Origin of the sequence: Acidovorax sp., from assembly GCF_022763525.1 — a bacterium.
GTDB lineage: Bacteria > Pseudomonadota > Gammaproteobacteria > Burkholderiales > Burkholderiaceae_C > Acidovorax.
Genome location: NZ_JALEGG010000053.1, coordinates 1 through 26,019, shown reverse-complemented (window position 1 = coordinate 26,019; position 26,019 = coordinate 1). Strand labels below are relative to the sequence as shown.

Below are 26,019 nucleotides of genomic sequence, written 5' to 3'. Positions count from 1 at the left end.
TTGGGCGGCCGCACGAACAGCAGTGCGGGAAAGGCTGCCAGCAGGTAGCGCAGCGCGCCCAGCAGCATGGGCGGAATGTCGGCCACGCCCACCTTGATGACGGCGAAGTTCAGCCCCCAGACGAGGATGACCAGCAGGGCGAGGCAGAGGTCGCGGGGGCGAAGGGACGTGTTCATGGCGGGTACGGTTGCGCGGCGGAATGGCCTTGCATTGTCGGTCGCCTGTCCTCCGGCCGCTGGCGCCATCCAGCCATGGACCAATCAAAAACGGACAACCAGCGCACCCCCGTCCCCCGCTTGCAGGGCTTGCGCTTCAGGCTTCCGCTTCCACTGCAAAGCGCAGCCCCGCATTCGCCTGCAACCGCGCAATCAACTGGTCGCCCATCGCAGGTGCCGTGGTCCAGATGCCGCCGGGGGTGTCCGTGGCTTCCTGCAGCAGGCACAGCGCAGCCTCGGTGATCATCTTGGAGGTGGAACCGTAGCCGGGGTCGCGGTCGCCTTTCACGCCCACACGCAGCGTGTGGCCGTCAGCGTCCGTGCCCAGAAAGAGGACGTCGTAGAAGCCTGCCTCGCGTTCCTCGCGCGAGGGGCCTTCGCCGGGCTTGGGGCCCTTGTCGGAGCCCAATGACTTGTCGCCCGCCACGGCATTGGCGATCGCCTCGCCTTTTTCGCCCGGGCCGGTGACCAGCATCTCGTCGTACACAAAGTCCGCGCCGTAGGCGTGCTGCAGCAAAAAGTTGGAGCGGTGGACATTGCGCGTGTTGATGGCGGCCATCACGAAGGGGGCCACCCAGACGCCTTCGCCCAGCGCATCGTCCACCATGGGCTTGTGGCCCGTGGGCTGGCGCGGGCCTTCGAAGCCGGGCGTGAGGGAGAACGGGTTCTTGAGCAGGTCCAGCACGGCGGGGTTGGTGGCGGCTGCGGCCATGGTGGCCTTCAGGCTGGCGGCCGTGCCGCCCGAGAAGGTCCCCTTCATCTTGCGCACCCGTCCGCGCACGCGCGGGGCAGGGTGGCCGAAGCGGTGGCGGAACTCCTTTTGGAGCAGGAACACGCCCAGGTCGAACGGAATGGAGTCGAAGCCGCACGAGAACACGATGCGCGCACCGCTGGCTTTTGCCGTGGCTTCGTGTGCGTCGATCATCTGGCGCATCCAGGCGGGCTCGCCGCACAGGTCCACATAGTCCACGCCGTTCTTTGCGCAGGCGGCCACCAGCTCGTTGCCATAGAGCTGGTAGGGGCCCACGGTGGTCAGCACCAGGCGCGTGGCGTCCATCAGCGCCTGCAGGCTGGCGGGGTTGCCGGTGTCGGTCACCACCAGCGGGGTGTCGGCCGGGGCGCCAAGTTCGTCGCGCACGGCCGCCAGCTTGTCGGGATTGCGCCCGCCCATGGCCCAGCGCACGCCGCTGCCGGCGGGGTAGCGCTGCAGCAGGTATTCGACCACCAGCCGGCCCGTGAAGCCGGTGGCGCCGTGGACGACGAGGTCAAAGGGTTTGGTGGCGGTGTGGGTGGTCATGGGCTGTCTGGTTCCGTGCGGGGCTGGTGGGGGGCAAGGCTGCGATTGTGAAAGACAAGGCGGTGTCCGTGTGTCACCCAGGCGCTCCGTTTCAGCGGCAAAAAGTATCGTTTTTAGATACCGAGGAGCCGGACGGCTGCCACCGGTGCATTCAGGCCATGTGGTCGCGGGCCGGTCGGCGGCACCATGCGCTCCGTGTTCAACAACGGCCCCGGTGGCCACCGACCTGTATGTCCAACCCCTCTCCCATCATCGTGCAGCGTGATACCCGTGCCTGGCAGTTGCAGGTGTGGGTTTCTTTCGGCATCGCCGTCTTCCTGTGCGGCGTGGGCCTTGCCTGGCTGCCGGGCGAACAGCTGGAGCAGGCTTTCATGGTGATGGGCTACGTGTTCTGCCTCTCGGCGGCCTTCGTACTGGCCAAGTTCGTGCGCGACAACGAAAGCGCCGCGCGCCGCGGCGGGGGCGACACGCCGCTGTGGAAGCTGGTGGTGTGGGGCGGATTCGCCGTGGCCATGGGCCTGACGGGCTGGGGCCTGCTGGGCATGGAGATCAACGTGACTTACAAGGCCTTCCTGGGCGTGAGCTGGCTCTACCTGATCACCACGGCCTTCACGCTGGCCAAGATGCTGCGCGACCGCCACGAAGCCGACCTGCTGGAAGCACGCCTGCAAGGCCGTCGCGAAACCGCTGCGCAACATTCCGCAACGTCTGGTAACCACGTGAACTGAGCTTTGGAGGTCCGCCGATCTGCGGTGGTGGATGCTCGGGGGTTGTCCTGAAAAAAGATTCGGTGCTGCGGTGTGATTGCAGCGCCTTTGTTGAGGAGTGAGAAACATGAAGAGAAACAGATGGACCAAGATTGCGGCCTGGAGCCTGGCCGCTGGCTTGCTGTGCGCACTGGCCACCACGCCCGCGCGGGCGCAGAGCGAGGCATCGGCCGCGCTGTCGCTGCTGCCCGTGGCTTCGGTGGTGGGCACGGCGTCGGTGGCCTCGGCCGCCGCGGGTGCCGTGGCGACGGTGCCGGCGGCCCTGTCCGTCGGCGGCGCGGTGTTGACCGTGAAAGCCGTCGAAGGCTCGGCGGTGGGCACGGTGTACTTGCTGGAGCGCGCCTCGGACGGCGCCCAGGTGAGCGTCGAGGTCGCGGGCCGCGGCGTGGGCGCATCGGCCTACGCGGTGGGCACGGTGGTGACCTGCAGCGTGATCGGCACGGGCGTGGTGCTGTCGGTGGCGGGCGAGGCGATTGCTTTCGTGCCCAACGCCATCGGCCGCGCCTTGTTGCACAACGAGCGCCTGTAATGATGAAGCACATCCCTCTGAGCCGCTGCGCGGCTTCTCCCTTCTCTCGCGCTGCGCGCGGGGAGGGAGACGATGCCCTCGCTGCGGGGCAGCCCTTGCTTGGCATCCCGCGCTGGGTTCGTACCCCTTGGATGTGCTGCGGGTTTGCGACGCTGGCGATCGCCGCAGTGTTGGCATCGGCTCCAGCCCACGCCGGCCGCTCGTGCGAGGCAAAGAAGCCCACGCCCCAGGTCATCGAGCGCGGCATGAAGCTGGCCGAGCAGACCTCGGCTGCGCTGGATGCCGAACATGCCAAGTCAGGCACCCGGGTGGTGGCGCTCGGTCGCGCGGGGCAGGACCTTGGCAAGTACGGGCTGCGCTATTCGCATTTCGGCTGGGCCTACAAGACGCCTGAGGGCCCATGGCGCGTGGCGCACAAGCTCAACGAATGCGGCACGGCCGTGGGGCACCTCTACCGGCAAGGCCTGGGAGAGTTCTTTCTGGACGACCTGTGGCGGTACGAGGCCGTGTACGCCGTGCCCACGCCCGAGGTGCAGCAGCGCCTGCTGGCCGTGCTGCAGGACACGGGCCGTACCCGGGCGCTGCAGCACCCGCCCTACAGCATGGTGAGCTACGTGTGGGGCCGCAAGTACCAGCAGTCCAACCAGTGGGCGCTGGAAACCCTGGCCGCGGCCATGGAGCCCGCCTCGGTGCGCACGCGCGACCAGGCGCAGGCCTGGCTGCAGTTCAAGGGTTACGAGCCCACCACGCTCAAGCTCGGGCCGCTCACGCGCATGGGGGGGCGGGTGGGCTCGGCCAACATTGCGTTTGACGACCACCCGAACGAAAAGCGGTTCTCGGACCGCATCGAGACTGTCACGGTGGATTCGGTCCTGGCCTGGCTGCAGCGGGCGCAACTTGCGGGCGCCCCCGTGGTGCTGACGTCAAGAAACTAGGTCAAATTGGCCGCTGGCGCTTGATCGGCAAGCGCCAGCAGCTATCAAATAAATAGTAACGACAAGAGAGGTGGGCCATGAGCAAGTCACTGCGTCTGTCCGAAAAATGGTTTCGCCGGGGCCTCTGGCTTGTGGCGCTCGTGTTCGCGAGCTTCCTGATCGGCTTGGGCGGAACCATCGTGGGCGATCTGCCCAAGGTCGAAACGCCGCTGCGGGTGGATGACTTCCTGGACAAGGCCGCAGCCGACCAGCTGCGTGCCCAGGTCAAGGAGTCGCGCCAGGCCGAGCAGGACGCGCAGACCGCGCTGGAGCAGGCGCAACTGCAGCGCAGCAAGGCCCGCAGCGAAAGCCAGGCCGAGCGCGAGACCTTCAACAACTGGCTGGCGGCCCGCAGCGTCACGCAACGCGCCGAGCACGACCCCGAGGTGCTGGCGCGCACCCAGGCGCTGGACCTGCTCAAGCAGGCCGAGCGCCGCGCCCAGCAGACGGTGGAGGCGCAGCAGCAGGCCGCGCTGGACGCACGCCAGGCGGCCGCGGCCGTCCAGTCGCGCCTGAACCAGATGGAGGCCGACGGCTACGAGAAGCTCGCCGCCGAGCGCCGCAAGGTCGAGCTGCGCGTGTTCCTGTACCGGCTGGCCCTCACGCTGCCGCTGCTGGCGGTGGCGGGCTGGCTGTTCGTGAAGAAGCGCAAGGGCACCTACTGGCCGTTCGTGTGGGGCTTCATCTTCTTTGCGCTGTTTGCCTTCTTCGTCGAGCTGGTGCCGTACCTGCCCAGCTACGGTGGCTACGTGCGCTATGTGGTGGGCATTGCGGTGACGGCGCTGGTGGGGCGCTACGCCATCCTGGCGCTCAACCGCTACCTGGAACGCCAGAAGCTGGCCGAAACGCTGCCGGACCAGGAGCGCCGCAAGGAGCTGAGCTACGACGTCGCCCTGGCGCGCCTGGCCAAGAACGTCTGCCCCGGCTGCGAGCGGCCGGTGGACCTGAAGGACGACAAGATCGACTTCTGCCCGCACTGTGGCATTGGGCTGTTTGACCGCTGCGGCCAGTGCGCCACCCGCAAGAGCGCCTTTGCCCGGTTCTGCCATGCGTGCGGTGCCGGTGCCGGGGTGAAGCTGGCCCGGGAATGAAGGGGCGGTGCAGCCCCGGACCCATGCATGCGCAGGTGGCCATGCGGTGGCGCCCCAGGGCCCGGGCGTGGAAAGCGGGTCAACCGGCAGGTGTGTAGGTGGCCACGCGGTTGCGGCCCGCGCGCTTGGCTTCGTACAGCGCCTCGTCAGCGCGGCTCAGCCAGGTGGACCAGGCCGTGCCCGGCGAGGCCACGCAGGCCAGGCCGATGCTCACCGTCACCGGAACTCCATGGCCTTCGGCCTCCATCTGGATGCCCGCCGCTGCGGAGCACAGGCGCTGGGCAATGGCCTGGGCGGCTGCCGGCGTGGTGTCGGGCAGATATACCGCGAACTCTTCTCCGCCCATGCGGGCCCACAGGTCGGTGGTCCGCAGCTGGCCGCGCAGGCACTCCGCGAAGGCCACCAGCACACGGTCGCCTGCGGCATGGCCGAAGCGGTCGTTGATCTGCTTGAAATGGTCTAGGTCAAGCTGGAGCACGGCGCTGCCCGCCGGCAGCTGTTCGGGAAGCTGCGACATGAGCCAGCGGCGGTTGCCGGCGCCCGTCAGGGCATCGGTCTGCGCCATGCGCTCAAGCCGCATTTCCGCGCGTTCGCTGGACATTTCCGACACCATGAGGGCGATGCCGAAGTGGCAGAACATCTGCACGTAGAACGCTCCCGCGAAGCCCGTGGAGCTCACGGTCTCGGTGGCGATGTAGAACAGGCGCAGCGCAAAAAGCCCCGCGCTGGTCAGCATCAACGCGGCCAATACCGCGCGGGAGGGCAGCGGCTCGACGTGGCGGTCTCGCCAGACTTCCCAGGCCGACGCGGCCACGGCCACCGTGGCGGTGATGTGGAAGGCACCGGCACGCAGCAGGTTGTTCAGCGGGAACTGCGTGGCCAGCCCCAACAGCAGCCAGCCCAGCGGCACCATGGTCAGCCAGCCCCACGCCACCCGGCGGCGCCCGCTCAGCGTCCGTGTGCCAGCCCAGAACAGCGGGTACCCCACCGTGCCGAGCAGCAGGCTGGCGTGCGTCCAGAACCACGGCGGCAGCGCCGAATGCTCGCCCTGGCCCGCCAGTTCGGCGCCAGCGGCCAGCAGCACGTAGGCAATGGCCATCGGCCGCATGCCCCGAGGCTGGCAGGCGTGCCGGCTGACGTGGAAGATGCTCAGGGCGCCGGCAATCAGGGCCGTCTTGTAGACAAGAAGAACGGTGGGCAGGTCCAGTTGCAGGTCCATGGCGCGTCGAAATGCTCGGTGGGGCGAAGGGATGGGATCAACGCCGCTGGCGCCAGCGCTGCAGCCAGCGGCGGCGCAGCACGCGCGCTGTGCGCCAGGCCCAGGTGGCGCGGGCGCGCTCCAGCACGGCGTGCTTGAAGCGCATCCAGTGCGCGGTGGCCCAGGCGAACCAGCGCAGCTGCATCAGCGCGGGCTGCGTGAGCGTGAACAGCCGCGCCACCACGGCCGTGCCCACCACCTTCGCCAGCGCGATCACCGTCACGCCCAGCACCACGTGGCCGTGCCCCATGGCCCACAGGGCCAGCAGCTTCACGGGCAGCAGCAGGGCGGTGGGCAGCGCGAACAGGCACACGGCGCCCCAGGGTGGCAGCGAGCGCACCCAGCCCTCGACCCAGCGCAGCCCGGGCCAGCGCCCGATGCGCGCCAGCAGCCGCTGCAGCGGCACCCAGCCCCATTCTTCGAACAGGATGACCAGCGCCAGCAGGCCGCTGCCCAGGCCGGTCAGCAGGCGGGCGGGCCAGCGCAGCAGTTGGTGCAGCAGGTTTTGAATGATTTGTGCCTCTGGCGCTTGCAAATCAAGCGCGACAAGCTATCAATGTAATAGCAATCGAGACGCGGTTCCCTGCCCGGTCAAACGCCCCGCGCCCGCTCTTCGCGGAATCGCGCACGGAAGGGGCCGAACGTGCCCGCGTCCAGCGCCTCGCGCACTTCGCGCATCAGGTTCAGGTAGTAGTGCAGGTTGTGCACCGTGGTCAGCATGGGGCCCAACATTTCGCCGCAGCGGTCCAGGTGGTGCAGGTAGGCTCGCGAGAAACCCTCGCGGCCGCCCTGGTCCCACGATACGCCCGAGCGGCCCGCGCAGGCGTAGCACGTGCAGCTGGTATCCAGCGGCTGGTGGTCGGCCTTGTGGCGGGCATTGCGGATCTTGAGGTCGCCATAGCGGGTGAACAGCGTGCCGTTGCGCGCGTTGCGCGTGGGCATCACGCAGTCGAACATGTCCACGCCCTGGGCCACGCCCTCCACCAGGTCTTCGGGCGTGCCCACGCCCATCAGGTAGCGCGGCTTGTGGGCGGGCAGGCGGTGTGGCGTGTGGGCCATGATGTCCAGCATCTCGTCCTTGGGTTCGCCCACGCTCACGCCGCCCACGGCGTAGCCGGGAAAGTCCAGTTCGACCAGCGCTTCCAACGACTCCTGGCGCAGGTTCTTGTACATGCCGCCCTGCACGATGCCGAAGAGCGCGTTGGGGTTCTGCAGGCGCTCGAACTCGTCCTTGGAGCGCTGCGCCCAGCGCAGGCTCATCTCCATGCTCTTGCGCGCCTCGGCCTCGGTGGTCTTGTGGCCCTTGGTCTCGTACGGCGTGCATTCGTCGAGCTGCATGACGATGTCGGAGTTCAGGATCGTCTGAATCTGCATGCTCACCTCGGGCGACATGAAGAGCTTGTCGCCGTTGACGGGGCTGGCAAAGGTGACGCCTTCCTCGGTGATCTTGCGCATGGCGCCCAGGCTCCAGACCTGGAAACCGCCCGAGTCGGTGAGGATGGGCTTGTCCCACTTTTCAAAGGCGTGCAGGCCCCCAAAGCTCTGCATCACGTCCAGGCCCGGCCGCATCCACAGGTGGAAGGTGTTCCCCAGGATGATCTGTGCGCCCATGTCGTGCAGGCTTTGCGGCATCACGCCCTTGACGGTGCCATACGTGCCCACGGGCATGAAGATGGGGGTTTGCACCACGCCATGGTTGAGCGTGAGGGTTCCACGGCGCGCGTGGCTGGAGGGGTCTGTCTTGAGGATGTCGAACTGCAGCATGGGCGGCATTGTCCCAGACCTGGCTCAAGGAAATGCGCCCTCAACCGCCCCGGCCGTGGCTACACTGGCCTGAACTATCCAAGGAGGCCCCATGCTCAAGATACTGATCGCCGTAGACGGCTCGGAACTCTCGCTGGACGGCGTGCACCACGTGCTGAACCTGGCGCGCCAGGGGCTGCAGGCTACGGTGGTGCTGGGCCATGTGCAGGAGCCCGCCACGTTGTACGAGATGGTCACCGTGCGCGACCCCGAACTGATTGCCGCCGCCAGCCTGGAAGCGGGCCAGCACCTGATGGCGTCCGCCGCTGCGCTGCTGGACGCCGCGGGTGTGTCCTATGAAACCGACGTGGGCGTGGGCGATGCGGCGCACACGCTGCTGGAGATGATCGAGCGCTCGGGCTGCGACCTGGCCGTGATGGGCGCGCAAGGACATGGCGCGCTCTCGAGCGTGCTGATGGGGTCGGTGTCGCAGGAGGTGGTGCGCGCCAGCCGCGTGCCCGTGACGATCGTCAAGCATGCAGAGCCCGCCAATGGGGAAGGCGACGACACCCTGGACGGGGACGTCGCCGGCGATTGATGGTGCCCAAAAGCAAACCGCCCCCGAGGGGGCGGTTGCACAGGGCGGGTTGACGAGCTTGCTGGGCTCAGTCCAGCGAAATCTTCTGCTCGCGGATCAGCTTGTGCCAGCGTTGCACTTCGCTGCGGATCAGGTCGCTGTACTGCTGGGGCGTGCTGCCCACGGGCTCAATGCCGAAGTCCACCAGCTTTTGCCGGATGGCAGGCTGGTTGATCGCTGCGGCCACCTGCTTTTGCAGTGCGGCCACCACATCGGTCGGCGTGCCGGCGGGGGCCACCACGCCCACCTGCGCCGAAGCCTCCACACCCTTGAAGCCCAGTTCGGCGAACGTGGGCACATCGGGCAGCTGGGGCAGGCGAGTGGGGTGCGCCACGGCCAGCGGACGCACTTTGCCGCCCTTGATGAAGCCCGCGCCTGCCGCCAGGTCCACCATCATCGCGTTCACCTGGCCGCCGGCCAGGTCGGTCAGCGCCGGGGCTGCGCCGCGGTAGGGGATGTGCACCATGTGCAGGCCGCTGTTCACCTTGAGCAGTTCCATCGCGAGGTGGTGCGGGCTGCCCGCACCGGCCGAGCCGTAGCTGAGCTTGCCGGGCGCGGCCTTGGCCTTGGCCACGAAGTCCTTCGCGTCACGGATGTCCGAATTGGGTCCGACCACCAGGATCATGGGAAAGCGGCCCATGAGCGTCACGGGCACCAGATCCTTGTCGGGGTTGTAGGTCAGCTTGCTGTACAGGGCCGAGTTGAACACCATGGTGCCGTTGTCGGCCGAGAGAATGGTGTAACCGTCGGCCGGCGAGCGGGCCACATCCACCGCAGCGATGGCGGTGTTGGCGCCGGGCTTGTTGTCCACCGTCACCGTCTGGCTGATTTGCGTGGCAAGCTGCTGGCCGATGGTGCGCGCGAGAAAATCCGACCCGCCGCCAGCCGGGTAGGGCACCACCCAGCGGATGGGCTTGGCTGGATAGCTCTGGGCCAGCACCGCCGAGGGGCCGGCTGCCAGCGCCAATGCGGCCAGCAGCCCGGTGGCATAACGTCGATTCAGCATGGTGTCTCCTGAAAAATAGATCAAACAATTCACTATCCTGCAATGATATTACGCAATGCGTAATCATTTGGCCGTAGTAACCCTGCCTGAGCACCGCGAGTGCCATCCCATGCCCCACCTTTTGCCCACCGATCCCCAAGCCAAGCGCCGCCAGCGCGTGCAGTCCGCCGAGACGGGCATGACCATCCTGAAGGCCCTCGCGCGCCTGGGCGGCGCGGCCAGCCTCACCGCCATTGCCGCCGAGTCGGCTGAGAGCGCCGCCAAGGTGCACCGCTACCTGTCGAGCCTGGCCAGCGAGGGCCTGGTGGCCCAGCACCCCGCCACCCAGCATTACCACCTGGGCCCCGAGGCCGTGCGCATCGGCCTGGCCGCGCTGCGGCAGTGCGATCCGGTGCGTCTTGGCGAGCCCGCGCTGCTGCGCCTGCGCGAGTTGCTGCAGGTCACCTGCTTCATCGCCGTGATGGGCAACATGGGCCCCACGGTGATGCGCATGGAAGAGCCCTCCCTGCCCGTCACGGTCAACATCCGCCCCGGCTCGGTGCTGCCCGTGATCTGGTCGGCCAGCGGCCAAGCGTTTCTGGCGTTTTCGGAAGATGCCGAACTGCGCGCCCAGGCCGAGGCCGAGTTTGCGGCTGCCAGCGCCGAGCAGCGTTCGCTGATGGGCGGGCCGGATCCGGTGGCCATGCTCTGCCAGCAGGTCCGCGCACAGGGCTGCGCCATCGTGCGCGACACGCTGCTGGCGGGCATCAGCGCGATTGCGGCGCCGATTCACGATGCCCGAGGCCATGTGGTGGCGGTGCTCACGGCGCTCGGGGCCAGCAACGGATTCGATACCCGGCCGGGCGGCAAAGTCTGCCCCAGCGTCGTGCAGGAGGCGCAGGGCATCAGCGCCGCCATGGGGTTCGCGCCGGCTGCGGATTGATCCCCCTCCAGCCGCGCAGGTTTCGGTCGGTGTTTGTGAATTTACGCATTGCGTAATAGCATTGCGCAAAATTCACGATACCGAGACATGAACCTTTCCTCCGCCACACCCGCCGGGCGCTGCCCCATCGACCACTCCGCGCTGGGGGGCGCCGCCAGGGCGCCTTCGGGCTGCCCGGTGAGCGCCCGCGCCGCAGCGTTCAACCCGTTCGAGCCCGCCTACATGCAGGCCCCGGGCGACTACCTGCGCTGGGCGCGCGAGGAGGAGCCGGTGTTTTGGAGCCCCCAGCTGGGCTATTGGGTGGTCACGCGGTACGACGATGTGAAGGCCGTGTTCCGCGACAACCTGCTGTTCTCGCCCTCGGTGGCGCTGGAGAAGATCACGCCCGCCTCGCCCGAGGTGCTGCAGATCCTGCAGGGCTATGGCTTTGCGATGAACCGCACCATGGTCAACGAGGACGAGCCCGACCACATGGCGCGTCGGCGGCTGCTGATGGATGCCTTCTTGCCCGAGCGGCTGATCACGCTGGAGCCTATGGTGCGCCAGCTCGCGCGCCAGACCATGGATCGCTTCGTCGATCAGGGTCGCGCCGACCTGGTGGGCGAGATGTTCTACGAGATCCCGCTGACCATCGCGCTCAAGTTCCTGGGGGTGCCCGACGAAGGGGCCGAGCAACTGCGCCAGTTCGCGGTGGCCCACACGCTCAACACCTGGGGCCGGCCCACGCCCGAGGAGCAGGTGGAGATCGCGCACAACGTGGGCCGCTTCTGGCAGACCGCGCAGCGCATCCTGGACACCATGCGTGCTCAGCCGGACGGCGAAGGCTGGATGTACGAGACCATTCGCCAGCACATCGCCCGCCCCGATGTGGTGCCGGAGTCGTATCTGCGCTCGATGATGATGGCCATCCTGGCCGCCGCGCACGAGACCACCTCCAACGCCACGGCCAATGCCTTCCTCACGCTGCTGTCGCACCGCAAGGCCTGGGAGGACCTCTGCGCCAACCCGGCGCTCATCCCCAACGCCGTGGAAGAGTGCCTGCGCGTGGCCGGCTCCATCATCGCGTGGCGCCGCGTGGCCACGGCCGACGCGGTGGTGGGGGGCGTGCCGATCCCCAAGGGTGGCAAGCTGCTGCTGGTGCAGGCCTCGGCCAACTTCGACCCGCGCCGTTTCGAGAACCCGGACGAGGTGGATGTGTACCGCGAAAGCGCGGTGGAGCACCTCACCTTTGGCTACGGTGCCCACCAGTGCATGGGAAAGAACATCGGCCGCATGCAGATGCGTGTGTTCATCGAGGAGTTCGTGCGCCGCCTGCCGCACATGCGGCTGGTGGAAGGGCAACAGATCGACTATCTCTCCAACACCTCGTTCCGCGGCCCGTCCACCCTGTGGGTGGAATGGGATCCGGCGCGCAACCCCGAGCGGCTCGCGGCCACGCTGGCGGCGCCCGCCGCCTTCACCATTGGCCCGCCGCCCAAGGAAAGCATCACCCGCACCGTGGTGCTGCACGCCAAGGAGCCCGAGGGCGACGGCCTGTGGCGCCTGGTGTTCGCCAGCCCGGACGGCAGCCCGCTGCCCGCCTGGTCGGCCGGCGCACATGTGGACCTGGTGGCGGGGGGCTTTCGCCGCAAGTACTCGCTGTGTGGCGACCCCGACAACCGCCAGCACCTGCAGGTGGTGGTGCAGCGCGAGGCCGGCGGCCGTGGCGGCTCGCGCCACTTCTGCGACGCGCTGCAGGTAGGCGAGCATCTGCAGTTGGCCGGCCCCAAGAACCTCTTTCGCCTGGACGAAGGCGCCGAGCGCTACGTGCTGATTGCGGCGGGCATCGGCATCACGCCCATGCTGGCGATGGCCGACCGCCTGAGGCGCCTGGGCAAGCCCTACACCCTGCACTACGCGGGCCGCTCGCGCGTCCAGATGGCGCTGCTGCAGCGCGCCGAGCGCGACCATGGCGCGCAACTGCAGCTGTACGTCAAGGCCGAAGGCCGGCGCATGGATTTGCCGGCGGTGCTGGCCGGGGTCGGTGCGCAAGACCGCGTGTACGCCTGCGGCCCCGATCGCCTGATCGACGAGCTGGAAGCCCTGGGTGCCGCTTGGCCCGAGGGCGTGCTGCACTTCGAGCACTTCAGCGGCGAAGGCGCGGCGCTGGACTCGGCCAGGGAACATGCTTTCGTGGCCGAGCTGCGCGACTCGCAACTGCAAGTGCAGGTGCCGCCCGACCGCACCCTGCTGCAGGCTCTGCAGGCCGCCGGTGTGGACGTGCCGTGCGACTGCAACGAGGGCCTTTGCGGCACCTGCGAGGTGGCGGTGCTCGACGGCGACATCGACCACCGCGACAAGGTGCTCACGCAAACCGAGCGGGCCACGCAGCGGCGGATGCTGGCCTGTTGCTCGCGGGCCGCAGGGGGGCGAATCGTGCTGGCGCTGTGAGGGCGCCCTGCGCTATAACGCTGCCGTGACGGGGTTGCGGCCATGGCGCCGCGCTTCCGGGGCAATCACCGAGGATCGCATGCGCGCACTGCTGTTACCCCTGCATCTCACCTTTGTCGGCTTGTGGCTGGGCTGCGTGCTGACGGAAGCCCTGTTTGAGCGGGCGCTGCTGGGCCACGGCCGTGACAAGGAGCTCATCTTGTCAGCGCTGCACCGGCGCGTGGACCTGTTCATCGAGATCCCCGCTTTTGTCCTGGTGCTCGCCACCGGCGGCCTGCTGCTGGCGGGGGCGCCGACCAGCGCTCTTTTGCATGCCAAGGTGGGTGTGGCCCTGCTGGCCGTTGCGGCCAACGTCTACTGCGTGTACCTGGTGTTCAAGCGCCACCGCCTGGCCCTGCAGGGCGACTGGCAAGGCTTTGAAAAGGCCGATCACCTGCAGCACAAGATCGGTGCCGTGGTGCTGTTGGGAATCCTGGGGGCACTGGGCCTGGGGCTGGCCCTGTTCTCTGGCGCCGTCAGCGGGTAGGCGGCTGCCCGCAAGCGCCTGGGCAGTGATCAGGCCGCCTTGCGGAATGGCTCGGCAGGCCGCTGCAGCTTGCCATGCGGCAGCGTGGCGAGCCGCGAAAACATGCGGCGGACATACCCGCGCACCCACAGGCATTTGTTGAGTTCGTCCACCGGCAGGGGGCCGGACACCACCACGATGTCATTGGCCGCTTCCTGGGCGCCCGCGGCGCGCAGGCGTCGACGCGTGTTGTTGGCCCAGGACTGGATGCGGGTGGGGCTGCCGTGCTGGTGCACCTCGCCCGTGTGCGCATCGAACGCAATCGCCACGGTATCGGTCTTGAGCTTGAACCGGCGCTCACCCGTGACCGCACTGGGCGCCTCGCGCATGTCATACAGGTAGTAGCTGCCCGCCTTGAGCTGGTATTGCATGTCCATGGGTGTATTCCTCTCTGTCGGCATTTTCGAGGGCGCACCCGAACGGCAATGGCATGTAAAACGGGAGGAAAACCGGCCTTATTCCCCGCCACGCGCAGTGGAGTGCGCGTGAGATTGTGGCGGCGCACCGGCACTGTGGCGCAAAACTTGAGGATGATGTCGTAACGAGTTGTTCGCGATTTGCGCGATATCAATGGCGGTGGTCAACGATTCGAGCGCGGCGCGGCGCATAAAACTGGCGCGGGCCCGACGCGGCGGCAGCCAAGCAAGGGCCGCCCCGCAGCGGGGGCTGCGTCCCCCTGCCCACATCGAGCAGCGATGTGAGAGCGCAGGCCTCTGGCCGAAGCACCGGGGCGCGCAGCGCCTCAAGGGGGTGTTTTCTAGAAGTCCACCAGGCTCACCCCCACGCTGAACACCGTGCGCTTGCGGTTGTAGTCGATCATGCTGTCGCCATAGCCGCTGAACAACTGGGTGTGAAAGCGCAAGTTGCTCTTGGTGCCGAAAAGGCCGGTGCCCACTGTCTGCAGCCATTCCAGACGCACCGAGCCGCGGTCGCTGCTCGACAGTGAGTGCCGCAGCGTGGCCCCCACCGTGTTGTCCTTGTTGATGTTCCAGAAGGCCGAGAGCTCACCGCGGCCGATGTAGTCGCTGATGCCGGGGTTGTCGTCGCTGCCCGAGCCTTCGGGGATGCGCTTCCAGATGCGCGCGTTCACGCTGAAGCGGTTGTCCAGCTCCATGCCCGTCATGAGGTACACGCGGTTCCAGCTGCGCGACAGCGGCTTGCTCTGGCCGTTGGACTGGTGAACCAGGCCGATGCCGCTGTAGCGCCACTTCCAGCCCAACGGCAGCTGGGCCGTGGTCGGGTAGACATACATCACCTCGGGCTCGTGGTCGGTCGCCCGGAAGGGGCGAGAGATCTCCGGGGTGAACAGCTGCCAGTACGACTGCTGCGAATAGCCGAACCACACCGAATCCTTGAGCGTGGGGTGGCCCTGCGTCAGCAGCCCCTGCGCGAGCTTGGTGCGCACCGACAGCTGGATGCGGTTCTCGGTGCGGCGGTAGGGCGTGGACTCGGCGGCCGAGTGGTCCACCGCGTCGGACGTGGGCTGGCGGTTCACGTTGCTCGATGCCACCACCGACACGGTGATGGGCCGGTAGCCGCGAAAGTTGAAGGTGCCGCAGTCGCTGCCCGACTCCAGCTCCCAGAAGCGCGAGAGATCGCTGTACTGCGCGTCGCGGCAGCCCTCGGTGCGGGCCACGTCGATGATCCGGGTGGCGGGCAGCGTGGTGTCCACCGGCGGCGGAACGGCAGAGCTCTCCGCGGCGGCGCTGGCGGATGCGGCAGGCGCTTTCCAGGCCTGCTCTGCGGCCAGTTGGTCAAAGCAGGCCAGGCGGGCCTGGTTGTCGTTCGTCAAGGCCGCGCAGCGCCGCCAGCCCGGCTCGGCAACCGGCGCGGCACCAGGCGCAGTGCCGCCGCCGGGGGCCGCGGCCTGCTGGGCCCACGCTGCAGCGCCCGGCGCGAGAGCGGCCAGCACCAGGGCTGCCGTGCGGCGCATTGCCCACCGGGTGGCGTCCGCCGAGGCGGCGTCGGAGGTTTTGCCGCTGGGACCAAAAGGGTTGTGTTGGGGTCGTTCCATGTCCGCGATTCTTTCTTGCCGCACCTGCCAGCACCGCCCGGCCGGTCCGGGCGGCAAAAATGGATGTGCCATGCATTGATTGTCCGGGAACAGGGTCGGGAACCTGCTCCGAGCGTGTTGACGATCTTTTCGGGAAGCTGCGCGAGCGCTTGGCCGGGTAGGGCGCGAAGCATGGCGCGTGACCATTTCACCGCCACGGCGCGCCCGGCGTTGCACGCCAGGCGCGCCGGATTGTGAGGTGCTTTGGCTCTAGCGCTTGTAGGATCAGTGCTGATAGCTATCAAAAGCGAAGCGGGGCGGCTGGCCGAAACCCGGCGCCGGTCAGGGCGACGGAGGGGCCGCCCCCGCCAGTGCCTTCCGGGCCGCGAATTCCGCGCGCAGGGCCTTGAGTTTCTCGCGCGGATCTTCGCGGGCGGTGGTCTTGTCCAGGCCCATTTCGGCGATGAAGCGGCTGGGCTGTGCGGCCACCATCTCGCGGCCCTTCTTGCGCCGCTTGGTCCAACTCACGGCCAGGGTGCGCTGGGCGCGGGTGATGCCCACGTACATCAGGCGGCGCTCTTCCTGCAGGCGCTGCAGCACGTCGTCGGTCACCTTCTGCTGGCGGCCTTCGTCGTCGTCGAGCTTGAAGGGCAGCATGCCTTCGGTCACGCCGACCAGTACCACATGCGGCCACTCCAGCCCCTTGCTGGCGTGCAGGGTCGAGAGCGTGACCATGTCCTGCTCCTGCTCGCGCTCGCTGATGGTGGAGAGCAGCGCAATGGTCTGCGAGACCTCCAGCAGGCTCTTGGTCTCCTTGGCCACCACGGCGCCTGCGGTGTCGTCGATCTGCCCGCCCGCGCGCTGGGCCATCCAGTCGCAGAACTCCATCACATTGCTCCAGCGGGCGGCGGCCACCTTCTCGCTGTCCTCGTTGTCGTACAGGTGCTGCTCGTAGCCGATTTCCTTGAGCCATTCGTTCAGAAAGGCGCGGGCGTCTTCGGCGCCGACAGTGCGACGCGCGCTGTATTCCAGGTAGTTGATGTAGCGGCCGAACTCGTGCAGGCCGTCCATGGCGCGCTTCGGAATGGCGGCGGGCAGCATGCCGTTGAACAGCGCGCCGAACATGCTTTGCTTGTGCTGCGTGGCAAAGGCACCCAGGGCCGCGAGCGTGGTGTGGCCGATGCCGCGCTTGGGTGTGGTGATGGCGCGCAAAAACGCCGGGTCGTCGTCGTTGTTGATCCACAGGCGGAACCAGGCGCACAGGTCCTTGATTTCGGCGCGATCGAAAAAGCTTGTGCCGCCCGAGACCTTGTACGGAATGTTGGCCTTGCGCAGCGCCTTTTCAAACGGCTTGGCCTGGTGGTTGGCGCGGTACAGGATGGCAAAGCTCTTCCAGTCCGGCGGCGGGTTGCTGGCTGCGCGCAGGCTCTGGATGCGGGCCACAGCGCGCTCGGCTTCGTGCTCCTCGTTGTCGGCATCCACCACGCGCACCGGCTCGCCCTCGCCCAGCTCGGAAAACAGCGTCTTGGGGAACAGCTTGGGGTTGGGCCCGATCACGTTGTTGGCCGCGCGCAGGATGGCGCTGGTGGAGCGATAGTTCTGCTCCAGCTTGATGACCTTGAGGTGGGGAAAATCCACCGGAAGCTTTTTCAGGTTGTCCAGCGTGGCGCCTCGCCAGCCGTAGATGCTCTGGTCGTCGTCGCCCACGGCCGTGAAATGCCCTTTTTCGCCCACCAGCAGTTTCAGGAGTTCGTACTGCGTGGCGTTGGTGTCCTGGTATTCGTCCACCAGCACATGCGACAGCGCCGCCTGCCACTTGGCGCGGACTTCCGGAAAGTCCCGCAGTAGCCGCAGCGGCATGCCGATCAGGTCATCGAAATCCACGCTTTGATAGGCCGTGAGCCGCTCTTCGTAGCGTGCCATCAGCGTGGCGATGATGCGCTCGTTGTCGTCTGCCGCCTGGGCCAGCGCCTCGGCCGACGTGAGACCCATGTTCTTCCACTTGCTGATCACCCACTGCCACTGGCGTGCCGTGGCCATGTCGGTGGTGCCGCCCGAAGCTTCCTTCAGGATGCCCGTCACGTCGTCGGCATCCAGGATGCTGAACTGGGGCTTGAGGCCCAGGACGTGCCCATCCTCGCGCACCATGCGCACGCCGAGCGCGTGGAAGGTGCACACCAGCACGTCCTTGGCGCGTTTGCCGATGAGGTGCCCGGCCCGCTCGCGCATTTCGGCGGCCGCCTTGTTGGTGAAGGTGATGGCCGCAATGCGCTTGGGCTCCATGCCCTTTTCGATCATGTGGGCGATCTTCATGGTGATCACCCGCGTCTTGCCGGAGCCCGCGCCGGCGAGCACCAGGCAGGCGCCGTCGGTGTAGTGGACAGCTTGAAGCTGGGCAAGATTGAGACCGGCAGACATGGCGTGGAGGGAGGGGAGGAAGCAGGAGAGAGAGGAGAGAGCGAGCGCGGGGCGCGGAAGCGGCAGGGGCCGGGCGGTGGGTGGCCCGCACCGGCTGGCTTGCGCCAGAGGGCGCCATGATACCGGCGCGGCCGTCGCCCACGCCCAGGGATCCTCTGCGCCCGCCCGCCTGGGGAAACCCCGCTTGCCCACGGCGCCGTCACAAATTGATACTGAACAGCCCGAGCGCGCCTCGTCAGGCGTGTCGTGTCGTGACCCCTCTCTTATGCCGCTGCCTTTCCACTCCTTCCGCTTGTTGCGCCCCTGGGTGATGCTCCCAGGCCTGCTGTTGACCGCCGCTGTTTGGATGGCGCCTGCCGCCGCGCATGCCCAGACCGGCAGCAGCACGCCCGTGCGCATTGGCGTGGTGGGGCCGTTCACCGGTCCGTCGGCGGACTTTGGCATCCCCATGCTCAACGGTATCAAGCTGGCCGTGGATGAAATCAACGCTGTGGGTGGCTACCTCGGCCGGCCGCTGGAGCTGGTCGTCAAGGACGACACAGCCGACCCCGACCAGGGGCGTAAGGTGTCGCAGGAACTGCTCCATGAGAAAGTGGTCGCCACCATCGGCTTTTGCAACACCGGCGTGGCGCTCAAGGCCATCGACCTGTTCCAGGACGCCAAGAGTCCCCTCATCGTGCCGTGCTCGACCGGCACGGCCGTGACGGCCAAGTACCCCGCTGCCGACAGCTACATCTTCCGGGTGCAGGCCCGCGATGCACTGCAGGCGCCCTTCATGGTGGACGACATCCTCAAGCGCGGTTGGGACAAGGTGGCCATCTTTGCCGACAAGACGGGCTATGGCGAGGGCGGCTACAACGACGTGGTGGCGGCGCTAGCGGCCAAGAACCTCAAGCCCGTGCACGTGGCCCGCTTCGACCTGGGCGTGAAGGATCTCACCGCCGAACTCACGGCCGCCCGCAATGCCGGGGCCAATGTGATCTACAGCTACACGGTGGGGCCGGAGAATGCGACCATTGCCAACGGCAAGAAGGCCCTGGGCTGGAAGGTGCCCCAGGTGGGCGCCTGGCCGCTGTCGTTCCCCTTCTTCCTCGAAGGCGCCAAGGACGCCGCCGAGGGCGCGCTCATGGTCCAGACCTTCATCGCCGAGCCCAGCAACGAGCGCCGGGCCGCGTTCCTGTCGAGCTACACCCGCAAGTACCAGGGCAAGGTGGCCGTGCCCATGGCGGCAGCCAATGCCTACGATGCCACCTATCTGCTGATGTACTCCTTCCTCGGCATCCGCGACGGCAACCTCACGGGCCGCGCCATCAAGGAATCGCTGGAGGGGAAGATGAAGACCTACTACGGCGTGGTCGCCACCTACGACAAGCCTTTCAGCGTGCAGGACAAGGATGCGATCACGCGCAACATGCTGGTGATCGGCATGGTCAAGAACGGCGCCATCACCTTCGCCTACCCCGAGGATGCCAAGCGCAACCTGATCGTCCAGCGCAAGCAGTGATCCGATAGGCGGTTCGTGAGGATGCTCGCCATCGGCGACGGCGCCCGCCTGACTTTGCGCTGACCATGGCTCGCCGCGCGGGGCGCGGCCAGCGGTGGAGCACGGACAATAGCCCCGTGCTCTCCATCCTCCTCGTCACCTTTCCCTTCTTTGCATTGGTGCTCTGCGGTTACGTCGCCGCGCGCCGTGGCGTGCTGCCCCAGCCGGCCATTCCGGGGCTCAATGCCTTCGTGCTGTACTTTGCGCTGCCGTGCATGCTGTACCGTTTTGGCGCGACGACGCCCGTCGGGCAATTGCTCGACCCGGCCGTGGCGGGCGTGTACGTGCTGTGTGCGCTGATCATGGTGGGCGGTACCGTGGCGCTCACGCGGCGCGGCAGCGTCGGCTGGAACGACGCGGCGTTTGGCGCGCTGGTGGCCGCCTTTCCCAACACCGGCTTCATGGGCGTGCCCCTGCTGGTGGCGCTGCTCGGGGCGCAGAGCGCAGGGCCCGCCATCGTGACCATCGTGGTGGACATGGTCGTCACCAGTTCGCTGTGCATCGCCCTCTCGCGACTGGATGGGGCGGGCACCCATGGCATCGGCGCGGCCTTGCGCAATGCCTTCAAGGGCATCGCCACCAATCCCATGCCGTGGGCGATCGCGCTGGGCGCGCTGGCGTCGGCCCTGCAGTTCAAGCTGCCCGGCCCGGTGGACAAAACGGTGGCCATGCTGGCCGATGCGGCCTCGCCCGTGGCGCTGTTCACCATTGGCGCCGTGCTGGCCCGTTCGCAGATGAACCAGCACGAGCAGGTGCCTGCGCGGCTGTATGTGCCGGTGGCGCTGGCCAAGCTGCTGGTGCATCCGCTTCTGGTGTGGGCTGTGGGCACGGCGGCCATGGCGCTGGGGGCGCCGCTCACGCCGTTTGCGCTCACGGTGCTGGTGCTGGTGGCGGCGCTGCCCAGCGCCAGCAACGTCTCGCTGCTGGCCGAAAGGTTTGGCGCCAACAACGGGCGCGTGGCGCGGATCATCCTGGTGTCCACCGCGCTGGCGTTTCTGAGTTTTTCGGCGGCGGTGGCGCTGCTGACTTGAATCTGCCGAATATGTAGATTTAGCGCGACTGGGTTGCTATGAAATTAATAGCTGATAGCGCTTGTGGGTAGGGCGCCAGCGGCTAAAAATGCATGGGGTACACAGCGCGCAGCCCGGGCGGCTCAGCACGCCCCGCGCGCGGACGCCTGCAGCGCCCCCAGGGCTTGCGACAGCGCGAAGGCGGCCACCAACAGCACGGTGCCTTCGACGTTGATCTGCAGGGTGAAGCCGGGCCGGTGCATGCGGGTGGCCATGGTGTGCAGCAGCCGGCCGATGCCCAGCAAGGGCGTGGCAAGAAGCCCGAGGTAAAGCCACATCTTCCAGCCCCGCAGCACGGTGCCCAGGTGGGTCGCCGCGTCGCATTGGACGATGGCGCCATGGCGCTGCCAGTCGTTGTAGCCAATCGCCAGGAGCAGGAGTATTCCACCGCCCAGTGCCAACGCGACCATCGTCCAGAACAGCACCCAGCGGCCGTCGTGGGGGTTCCAGACGGGCTCGTCGCCTTCGTCGTGGCCGGCGTTGCTGCCCGCGGCGTGCGCGCTGCTGGCTGTGCCGACCGCGCCCGTTGCCGCCAGGGGGCGTTCGTTGCGCACGACTTCATCAGCCGCGTCGGCCGCGATATCGAGCCAGCGCCGCCAGTCGCGGACGCGGGGCTGCCGGCCCAGCGCCGCCGCGTAGACGCATTCGTCGTCCACGCACACCTGCTGCGTGGGGGTGATGCGGTCACCCGGCAAATGCCAGCCCCGGGATTTGCGCGGCAACCGCAGCACGAAGACGGTGGTGGTGTCGGGCAACCGTTCAGAGCCCATCACCAGCCCTGTGGCGCGGTGCGTGAGCTCGATGGCCATCCAGTCGTAGCCCCGGTGCTGGCCTTTCACGATCCACTTGGGCTTCAGGTCTTCCAGGCGCAGGCGCTCCCACAGCGGGTTGCCAAAACGGGCGAGCAAGCCTTTTGGCGCGGGCTCGCGGACGGCCATTACAGATCCTCCAGATCGGCGTCGTCCTGCGCGGCGCGCCGGGCCTGGAGCCCCATGGCGGTGGTGACGATGGCGCAGATCACCAGGTTCCACACCGAGGGCACGCCATACACCGCAAGGCCCCCGCCGATCGCGCCCAGCACGGTGCCCATGCGCAGCAGCACCTGGTCCTGGCTGCGTGCCAGGACAAAGCCGAGGAGCAGATTGAAAAGGACCACGTTCAAGGGCCATCCGATCAGGCTGGCCATTGCCAGAAGGGCGATTTCGAGATCCTTGGCCTGTGAGAACCATGTTCCCCAGATCCAGTTGGCCCAGAGCGTGGCGACCGCGAAGGCCATGGTGGCCCACAGCGGCTCAAGCCGGTGGAATTCGTTCAGTTCTTTGTACATGGATGGCTGAGGGGTCAGGTGCGGGCGCGCTGCGCGTTCACGCAGGAGGCCGTGCTGCGCATGCCCTGGCAAAAGGGGATAGCTTCGCCGAGTGTGCGTGAAACGCCGGGCGTCTTCGGCGCAAGCCCGCAGGGCGGCACCGGCGGTAGCTTGGGGCAATACTGCACAGCAGCTTTTGCAGCGGCGCGAGCCATGGCGGCCGAAGCTGAAGTGTAGGGAGGCTCCTGCACGGCAGTGGCGTGGTCAGATCACCAACGGATCCACATCCACCAGCCAGCGCACCAGCCCCTTGTGCTCGGGCTGGCTGCGCGTGGCTTGCAGCACCGGCTGCCATGCCGCCAGAAAGCGCTGCAGCGCGATCCGGCTGCTGCTCTCCATGAGCATCTGCGCGCGCTCGACATCGGCCACGCGCTGGATGGTGAGCGGCACGGGCGGGAAAAGTGTGACCACATCGAGCCCTGGCAGTCCAGCGGCATGCGCCGCGGCGGTGGCTGCCGTCAAGAACCCCTGGGCCACTTCCTGCGTCCGCGCGTCGGCCCGCACCAAGGCCTGGTACGAGAAGGGCGGCATCGCGGCATCTTCCCGCTCCTTCAACTGCCGGGCGGCAAACGCTTCGTAGTCATGTTGGCGCAGCGCCTCGTACACGGCGTGCTGGGGGTGGTAGGTCTGCACCCACATCTCGGCCCGAGTGCCTTGCGCCGCCACGTAGGCGGCATCGCGCCCCGCGCGGCCGGCGGCCTGCATCAGCAGGGCAAAAAGCCGCTCGGAGGCCCGGAAGTCGCTGCTGAACAGCGCGCCGTCGGGTTGCACGGCGGCCACCAGCGTGATGCGCCGGAAGTCGTGGCCCTTGGCGATCATCTGCGTGCCCACCAGCACGTCCACCTCGCCCGAATGCACCTGGGCCAACTGGGCTTCCAGCGCGCCCTTGGCCTTGGTGGTGTCGGCGTCGATGCGGGCAATGCGGGCGGGGTTGCCGTCCGGGCGCTGCACGTTGCGCAGCAAGGCGCTCAGTTGCTCTTCGAGCTGCTCGGTGCCCCGGCCCATGGGGTGGATGTCGGGGCTGCCGCAGGTGGGGCAGTGCAGCGGCACGCGCACGGTATAGCCGCAGTGGTGGCAGCGCAGCGTGCGGTCGGTCTTGTGGAAGACCTGGTGCGCGCTGCAGTGGGGACAGTCGCTTTTCCAGCCGCAATCCACGCAGTGCAGCACGGGGGCGTACCCCCGGCGGTTGAGCAGCACCATGCTTTGCTCGCCCCGCCCCACGCGCTCGGTGATGGCCTGCAGCAGGGGGGCGCTGAACACGGTGCGGCGGGGCTGCTGGTTCATGTCCACCCGGCGCACGCGGGCCAGGGCGCCGGCGCCGATGCGGCTGGGCATGTGCAGCCGCACGTAGCGCCCGCCTTCGGGCTCCTCGGGGGTGGGTGGGCGGCTGGCATGCCAGCTCTCCAGCGACGGCGTGGCTGAACCCAGGATGACCTTGGCGCCCTGCTCGCGTCCGCGCCAGATGGCCAGGTCGCGGGCAGAGTAGCGCGCGCCCTCCTGCTGCTTGTAGCTGGGGTCGTGCTCCTCGTCGACCACGATGAGTTTCAGGCCCGGCAGGCTGGCGAACACCGCCATGCGCGTGCCCAGCACGATGCGCGCGCTGCCGCTGTGGGCGGCCAGCCAGCTCTTGAGGCGCTGTGGGTTGGTCATGCCGCTATGGAGCGAGACGACGGCCTGGCTGCCAAAGCGCGGCGCAAAGCGGGCGGTGAAGCGTTCCTCCAGCTGGGGGGTGAGGTTGATCTCGGGCACCATCACCAGGGCCTGCGCCTCGGGGTTGGCCTCCAGTATTTCCTGCACGCAGCGCAGGTAGACCTCGGTCTTGCCGCTGCCAGTGCTGCCATACAGCAGAAAGGGGCCGGGCTCCGCAGAAATTCGGGCTCTGGCGCTTTCCTGTTCTGCGCTGAGTGCTATTGTTTGTATAGCATTTTCGGTGGTGCTGTCCTTTCCGGCCGGGCGGCGCAGCCGACGCGCCAGCTGTTCCGGCCGCAGGTCGCGAAGCTGCGGGGGTAGCGCGGCCAGCGCGACCTCGCCCAGGGCGCGCTGGTAGTAGCGCGCGGCAAAGGCCACCAGCCGTCGCCAGTGAGCGTCCAGCGGCGCCACGCCCTCCAGAACCCCCGTGACGCCGCGCAGCGTCGCGCCGTCGGGCAACTCACCGGTGGCTGCGTCGGCATCCCACACCACGCCCAGCACCTCGCGCTTGCCCAGCGGCACCCGCACCAGGGTGCCCGGCGGCAGGGGCCGTTCGCTGGCGTAGCTCAGCAGGTCGCCCACCCCGCTATGCGACGGGGTTTGCAACGCAATGTGGACGATGGTGGATGGGGTTGCAGACACGGATTGGGCAAGTTACGGCAGCTTGTGCAGGCGGTGTGGAGGTTTGGCGGCTAAGTGGTTGATTTGGCACGGGGCTGGAGTAATCCCGCCTTTCTGTGGATAACTTTGTTGACATCCCCTTGCAACCCCTCGCGAAGCCGCATGGATGCTGGGCCGGAACAAAATGCCCGGAAATTCGGCAGTGCTAAAAAATCCTTATGAATCAACTATCTGAGGAATTTTGGCTGCGGTTTTTGTGCTAGGGCCCGGCTGCTCGCGGATGTTGCGCCGCATCAAGTTTTGTGTGCATAAGTCGAACAACGGGAGGGTGTCAAGCCCCTGGAAAGCCCCAAATTTGTGCTAGATGATGGCGGAAATGCTCGACCTTTTCTGCGATTTAGTGCGCAAGTGCTTGATTTGACAGGGAATTTGTAAGAAATCCAAAATTCCTGTGGATAACTTTGTTGATATCCGTTGCGTTTGCCCTGCAAGCCCTTGAAATGCCGTGCTTTCGGTGGATTGCCCGTCAAAAAAGCAAGGCCGCTACTTCCTTTGAAATCAATGGCTTACGCGATGGTTGAGAATATTTTCGTTCGCACATTCGCGGCGCGTGCCCGGGGGAAACAGGTGCGGGCGCTGCGCCATTTTTGTGCATAAGTGGGCGTTGGCTGCACCGCCGGCCGCTTCATCGTCGCTGCGGCCGGCATTGTCGCAGGCGCCGCGTGCACGAGGTCGCTTTGCTTCAAGACGACGGCTGCAGGCTTGGGCCAACATGCCGCCATGGCTTCCTCTCCTCATCCTTTTCATCCCTCTCGCCCCTCTGTCCCCTTCGTTCCTCAGGAGACCACCCCGTCGCTGGAGCGCGACGGATTCATGCTGGCCCGGCTGGACGATGTAGTCCAGGCGGCGCGAACCGACAGCCTGTGGTTCATGACCTTCGGCTTGGCGTGCTGCGCCGTGGAAATGATGCACGCCGCCATGGCACGCTATGACCTGGACCGCTTCGGCATCATCCCGCGGTCGAGCCCGCGCCACAGCGACCTGATGATCGTCGCGGGCACCCTGACCAACAAGATGGCGCCCGCGATCCGCAAGGTCTATGACCAGATGCCCGAGCCGCGCTACGTGATCTCGATGGGCTCGTGCGCCAACGGTGGCGGCTATTACCACTACAGCTACTCGGTGGTGCGGGGGTGTGACCGGATCGTGCCGGTGGACGTCTACGTGCCGGGCTGCCCACCCACGGCCGAGGCGCTGCTCTACGGCATCCTGCAACTGCAGGCCAAGATCAAGCGGCCCCGGGTGATCCAGAGGTAGTGGCCGCCCTTCAGCGGCGCCGCAGCAACCAGTCCGCGTCGTCGTCCGGCCGCTGCGTGTGGGCCTTGAGCGCAACAGGCGGGCGTTCGAAAAGCATGCGCGCCTCGCGGCTGAAGTGCGCCTGGTCGGCGTAGCCGTGGCGCAGCGCGGCTTCGAGCGCGCCCGCATTGCCGTCGCGCATGTCCAGCAGGGCATGTTCGGCCCGCAGCATGCGTTCAATCTCGCCCGGCCGAAGGCCAGCCAGTTGCCGCGTGCGGCGCTGCAGGTGCCGAGGTGTCCAGTCCATGGTGGTGGCCAGTGCCTGGCGCGCCCCCCGCTGCCAGGCCTGGCGCAGGACCTGGAGCCAGGCGGCGTGCCGCTCTGCCACGGCAGCCCAGCGGGGGGTGAGGAAGTCCACGCACAGCGCCTCGCGCGCCCCATGGTCGGGCGCCGTGTGGACGGCCTGGAGGAACGGGTGCCAGTCCTGGGGCAGCCAGGCATGCGCATCCGTGACCTGGTCTGTCAGGGGCGCCAGATCCAGCCCGGTGAGCAGCCCCAGCGCACCGGGCTGGAATGCCAGGCAGAACGA

24 protein-coding genes are annotated in these 26,019 nt (G+C 67.5%); 11 read left to right on the top strand and 13 right to left on the bottom strand.

Annotated elements, in window-relative coordinates; all coding sequences use genetic code 11:
• On the bottom strand, positions 1-176 hold a 176-nt coding region (locus MRY84_RS03875), incomplete at its 3' end, for an EamA family transporter (protein WP_291504437.1).
• Between the two features lie 136 nt (positions 177-312).
• Positions 313-1,512, bottom strand: a complete 1,200-nt coding sequence (locus MRY84_RS03870; RefSeq protein WP_291504433.1) for a saccharopine dehydrogenase NADP-binding domain-containing protein — start codon at positions 1,510-1,512, stop codon at positions 313-315.
• Positions 1,513-1,742: 230 nt separating this feature from the next.
• Here MRY84_RS03870 and MRY84_RS03865 point away from each other — a divergent pair, with 230 nt between their 5' ends.
• The 4 genes from MRY84_RS03865 (at position 1,743) to MRY84_RS03850 (ending at position 4,873) form a co-directional block, all read left to right on the top strand.
• Positions 1,743-2,240: a YiaA/YiaB family inner membrane protein gene (locus MRY84_RS03865; protein ID WP_291504432.1), complete on the top strand. Its 498-nt coding sequence runs from the start codon at positions 1,743-1,745 to the stop codon at positions 2,238-2,240.
• 106 nt (positions 2,241-2,346) lie between these two features.
• Positions 2,347-2,808 carry a hypothetical protein gene (locus tag MRY84_RS03860; RefSeq protein ID WP_291504431.1) on the top strand — a complete coding sequence of 154 codons (462 nt, stop codon included), beginning with the start codon at positions 2,347-2,349 and terminating at the stop codon, positions 2,806-2,808.
• 131 nt (positions 2,809-2,939) lie between these two features.
• The gene (locus MRY84_RS03855; protein WP_291504436.1) at positions 2,940-3,743 is read left to right on the top strand and encodes a DUF2145 domain-containing protein; all 804 of its coding nucleotides are present in this window, start codon (positions 2,940-2,942) and stop codon (positions 3,741-3,743) included.
• A 77-nt stretch (positions 3,744-3,820) separates the two neighbouring features.
• The gene (locus MRY84_RS03850) at positions 3,821-4,873 is read left to right on the top strand and encodes a serine endopeptidase (protein WP_291504430.1); all 1,053 of its coding nucleotides are present in this window, start codon (positions 3,821-3,823) and stop codon (positions 4,871-4,873) included.
• 79 nt (positions 4,874-4,952) lie between these two features.
• Here MRY84_RS03850 and MRY84_RS03845 read toward each other — a convergent pair whose 3' ends face one another.
• From MRY84_RS03845 to tgt, 3 genes are read right to left on the bottom strand one after another with little or no spacing between them, the layout of a single operon-like run.
• On the bottom strand, positions 4,953-6,092 hold the full coding sequence (locus MRY84_RS03845) for a GGDEF domain-containing protein (protein ID WP_291504429.1): 1,140 nt from the start codon (positions 6,090-6,092) through the stop codon (positions 4,953-4,955).
• 37 nt (positions 6,093-6,129) lie between these two features.
• Positions 6,130-6,666, bottom strand: a complete 537-nt coding sequence (locus MRY84_RS03840; RefSeq protein ID WP_291504428.1) for a hypothetical protein — start codon at positions 6,664-6,666, stop codon at positions 6,130-6,132.
• A gap of 56 nt (positions 6,667-6,722) precedes the next feature.
• Positions 6,723-7,895: a tRNA guanosine(34) transglycosylase Tgt gene (gene tgt, locus MRY84_RS03835; RefSeq protein WP_291504427.1), complete on the bottom strand. Its 1,173-nt coding sequence runs from the start codon at positions 7,893-7,895 to the stop codon at positions 6,723-6,725.
• A 91-nt stretch (positions 7,896-7,986) separates the two neighbouring features.
• Here tgt and MRY84_RS03830 point away from each other — a divergent pair, with 91 nt between their 5' ends.
• Positions 7,987-8,472: a universal stress protein gene (locus MRY84_RS03830; RefSeq protein WP_291504426.1), complete on the top strand. Its 486-nt coding sequence runs from the start codon at positions 7,987-7,989 to the stop codon at positions 8,470-8,472.
• Between the two features lie 67 nt (positions 8,473-8,539).
• Here MRY84_RS03830 and MRY84_RS03825 read toward each other — a convergent pair whose 3' ends face one another.
• Positions 8,540-9,517 carry a tripartite tricarboxylate transporter substrate binding protein gene (locus MRY84_RS03825; protein ID WP_291504425.1) on the bottom strand — a complete coding sequence of 326 codons (978 nt, stop codon included), beginning with the start codon at positions 9,515-9,517 and terminating at the stop codon, positions 8,540-8,542.
• Positions 9,518-9,626: 109 nt separating this feature from the next.
• On the opposite strand from MRY84_RS03825, the gene MRY84_RS03820 reads away from it, so the two are divergent.
• From MRY84_RS03820 to MRY84_RS03810, 3 genes are all read left to right on the top strand, one after another.
• Positions 9,627-10,439, top strand: a complete 813-nt coding sequence (locus tag MRY84_RS03820; RefSeq protein ID WP_291504424.1) for an IclR family transcriptional regulator — start codon at positions 9,627-9,629, stop codon at positions 10,437-10,439.
• 87 nt (positions 10,440-10,526) lie between these two features.
• Entirely contained in the window at positions 10,527-12,869 is a 2,343-nt protein-coding gene (locus MRY84_RS03815; protein WP_291504423.1) for a cytochrome P450/oxidoreductase, read from the top strand.
• 79 nt (positions 12,870-12,948) lie between these two features.
• Entirely contained in the window at positions 12,949-13,395 is a 447-nt protein-coding gene (locus tag MRY84_RS03810; RefSeq protein ID WP_291504422.1) for a hypothetical protein, read from the top strand.
• Positions 13,396-13,424: 29 nt separating this feature from the next.
• Here the strand turns inward: MRY84_RS03810 and MRY84_RS03805 are convergent, their stop codons facing one another.
• The 3 genes from MRY84_RS03805 to MRY84_RS03795 form a co-directional block, all read right to left on the bottom strand.
• On the bottom strand, positions 13,425-13,811 hold the full coding sequence (locus MRY84_RS03805; RefSeq protein WP_142143024.1) for a hypothetical protein: 387 nt from the start codon (positions 13,809-13,811) through the stop codon (positions 13,425-13,427).
• Between the two features lie 380 nt (positions 13,812-14,191).
• Positions 14,192-15,367: a phospholipase A gene (locus MRY84_RS03800; RefSeq protein ID WP_291504435.1), complete on the bottom strand. Its 1,176-nt coding sequence runs from the start codon at positions 15,365-15,367 to the stop codon at positions 14,192-14,194.
• A gap of 402 nt (positions 15,368-15,769) precedes the next feature.
• The gene (locus tag MRY84_RS03795) at positions 15,770-17,845 is read right to left on the bottom strand and encodes a UvrD-helicase domain-containing protein (RefSeq protein WP_291504421.1); all 2,076 of its coding nucleotides are present in this window, start codon (positions 17,843-17,845) and stop codon (positions 15,770-15,772) included.
• A gap of 346 nt (positions 17,846-18,191) precedes the next feature.
• Between MRY84_RS03795 and MRY84_RS03790 the strand changes: the two genes are divergently transcribed.
• Positions 18,192-19,349, top strand: coding sequence for an ABC transporter substrate-binding protein (locus MRY84_RS03790; protein ID WP_291504434.1), 1,158 nt, complete (start codon positions 18,192-18,194; stop codon positions 19,347-19,349).
• Positions 19,350-19,465: 116 nt separating this feature from the next.
• Positions 19,466-20,419, top strand: a complete 954-nt coding sequence (locus tag MRY84_RS03785) for an AEC family transporter (protein WP_291504420.1) — start codon at positions 19,466-19,468, stop codon at positions 20,417-20,419.
• A gap of 122 nt (positions 20,420-20,541) precedes the next feature.
• Here the strand turns inward: MRY84_RS03785 and MRY84_RS03780 are convergent, their stop codons facing one another.
• From MRY84_RS03780 to priA, 3 genes are all read right to left on the bottom strand, one after another.
• Positions 20,542-21,396, bottom strand: coding sequence for a hypothetical protein (locus MRY84_RS03780; RefSeq protein WP_291504419.1), 855 nt, complete (start codon positions 21,394-21,396; stop codon positions 20,542-20,544).
• On the bottom strand, positions 21,396-21,785 hold the full coding sequence (locus tag MRY84_RS03775) for a hypothetical protein (RefSeq protein ID WP_291504418.1): 390 nt from the start codon (positions 21,783-21,785) through the stop codon (positions 21,396-21,398). Before MRY84_RS03775 ends, MRY84_RS03780 begins: the two co-directional genes overlap by 1 nt.
• 243 nt (positions 21,786-22,028) lie before the next feature.
• Positions 22,029-24,155: a primosomal protein N' gene (gene priA / locus MRY84_RS03770; RefSeq protein ID WP_291504417.1), complete on the bottom strand. Its 2,127-nt coding sequence runs from the start codon at positions 24,153-24,155 to the stop codon at positions 22,029-22,031.
• A gap of 759 nt (positions 24,156-24,914) precedes the next feature.
• Here priA and MRY84_RS03765 point away from each other — a divergent pair.
• Complete coding sequence (locus MRY84_RS03765) at positions 24,915-25,451, top strand: NADH-quinone oxidoreductase subunit B (RefSeq protein ID WP_291504416.1); 537 nt, start codon at positions 24,915-24,917, stop codon at positions 25,449-25,451.
• A gap of 10 nt (positions 25,452-25,461) precedes the next feature.
• On the opposite strand, the gene MRY84_RS03760 is transcribed toward MRY84_RS03765, so the two are convergent.
• On the bottom strand, positions 25,462-26,019 hold a 558-nt coding region (locus MRY84_RS03760; protein ID WP_291504415.1), incomplete at its 5' end, for a helix-turn-helix domain-containing protein.

Bases quoted from the DNA above. Each gene is read 5' to 3' on its own strand.
- MRY84_RS03870 (WP_291504433.1), bottom strand. From the start codon at position 1,512: ATGACCACCCACACCGCCACCAAACCCTTTGACCTCGTCGTCCACGGC.
- MRY84_RS03865 (WP_291504432.1), top strand. From the start codon at position 1,743: ATGTCCAACCCCTCTCCCATCATCGTGCAGCGTGATACCCGTGCCTGG.
- MRY84_RS03860 (WP_291504431.1), top strand. From the start codon at position 2,347: ATGAAGAGAAACAGATGGACCAAGATTGCGGCCTGGAGCCTGGCCGCT.
- MRY84_RS03855 (WP_291504436.1), top strand. From the start codon at position 2,940: ATGTGCTGCGGGTTTGCGACGCTGGCGATCGCCGCAGTGTTGGCATCG.
- MRY84_RS03850 (WP_291504430.1), top strand. From the start codon at position 3,821: ATGAGCAAGTCACTGCGTCTGTCCGAAAAATGGTTTCGCCGGGGCCTC.
- MRY84_RS03845 (WP_291504429.1), bottom strand. From the start codon at position 6,092: ATGGACCTGCAACTGGACCTGCCCACCGTTCTTCTTGTCTACAAGACG.
- tgt (WP_291504427.1), bottom strand. From the start codon at position 7,895: ATGCTGCAGTTCGACATCCTCAAGACAGACCCCTCCAGCCACGCGCGC.
- MRY84_RS03830 (WP_291504426.1), top strand. From the start codon at position 7,987: ATGCTCAAGATACTGATCGCCGTAGACGGCTCGGAACTCTCGCTGGAC.
- MRY84_RS03825 (WP_291504425.1), bottom strand. From the start codon at position 9,517: ATGCTGAATCGACGTTATGCCACCGGGCTGCTGGCCGCATTGGCGCTG.
- MRY84_RS03820 (WP_291504424.1), top strand. From the start codon at position 9,627: ATGCCCCACCTTTTGCCCACCGATCCCCAAGCCAAGCGCCGCCAGCGC.
- MRY84_RS03815 (WP_291504423.1), top strand. From the start codon at position 10,527: ATGAACCTTTCCTCCGCCACACCCGCCGGGCGCTGCCCCATCGACCAC.
- MRY84_RS03810 (WP_291504422.1), top strand. From the start codon at position 12,949: ATGCGCGCACTGCTGTTACCCCTGCATCTCACCTTTGTCGGCTTGTGG.
- MRY84_RS03805 (WP_142143024.1), bottom strand. From the start codon at position 13,811: ATGGACATGCAATACCAGCTCAAGGCGGGCAGCTACTACCTGTATGAC.
- MRY84_RS03800 (WP_291504435.1), bottom strand. From the start codon at position 15,367: ATGCGCCGCACGGCAGCCCTGGTGCTGGCCGCTCTCGCGCCGGGCGCT.
- MRY84_RS03795 (WP_291504421.1), bottom strand. From the start codon at position 17,845: ATGTCTGCCGGTCTCAATCTTGCCCAGCTTCAAGCTGTCCACTACACC.
- MRY84_RS03790 (WP_291504434.1), top strand. From the start codon at position 18,192: ATGGCGCCTGCCGCCGCGCATGCCCAGACCGGCAGCAGCACGCCCGTG.
- MRY84_RS03780 (WP_291504419.1), bottom strand. From the start codon at position 21,396: ATGGCCGTCCGCGAGCCCGCGCCAAAAGGCTTGCTCGCCCGTTTTGGC.
- MRY84_RS03775 (WP_291504418.1), bottom strand. From the start codon at position 21,785: ATGTACAAAGAACTGAACGAATTCCACCGGCTTGAGCCGCTGTGGGCC.
- MRY84_RS03765 (WP_291504416.1), top strand. From the start codon at position 24,915: ATGGCTTCCTCTCCTCATCCTTTTCATCCCTCTCGCCCCTCTGTCCCC.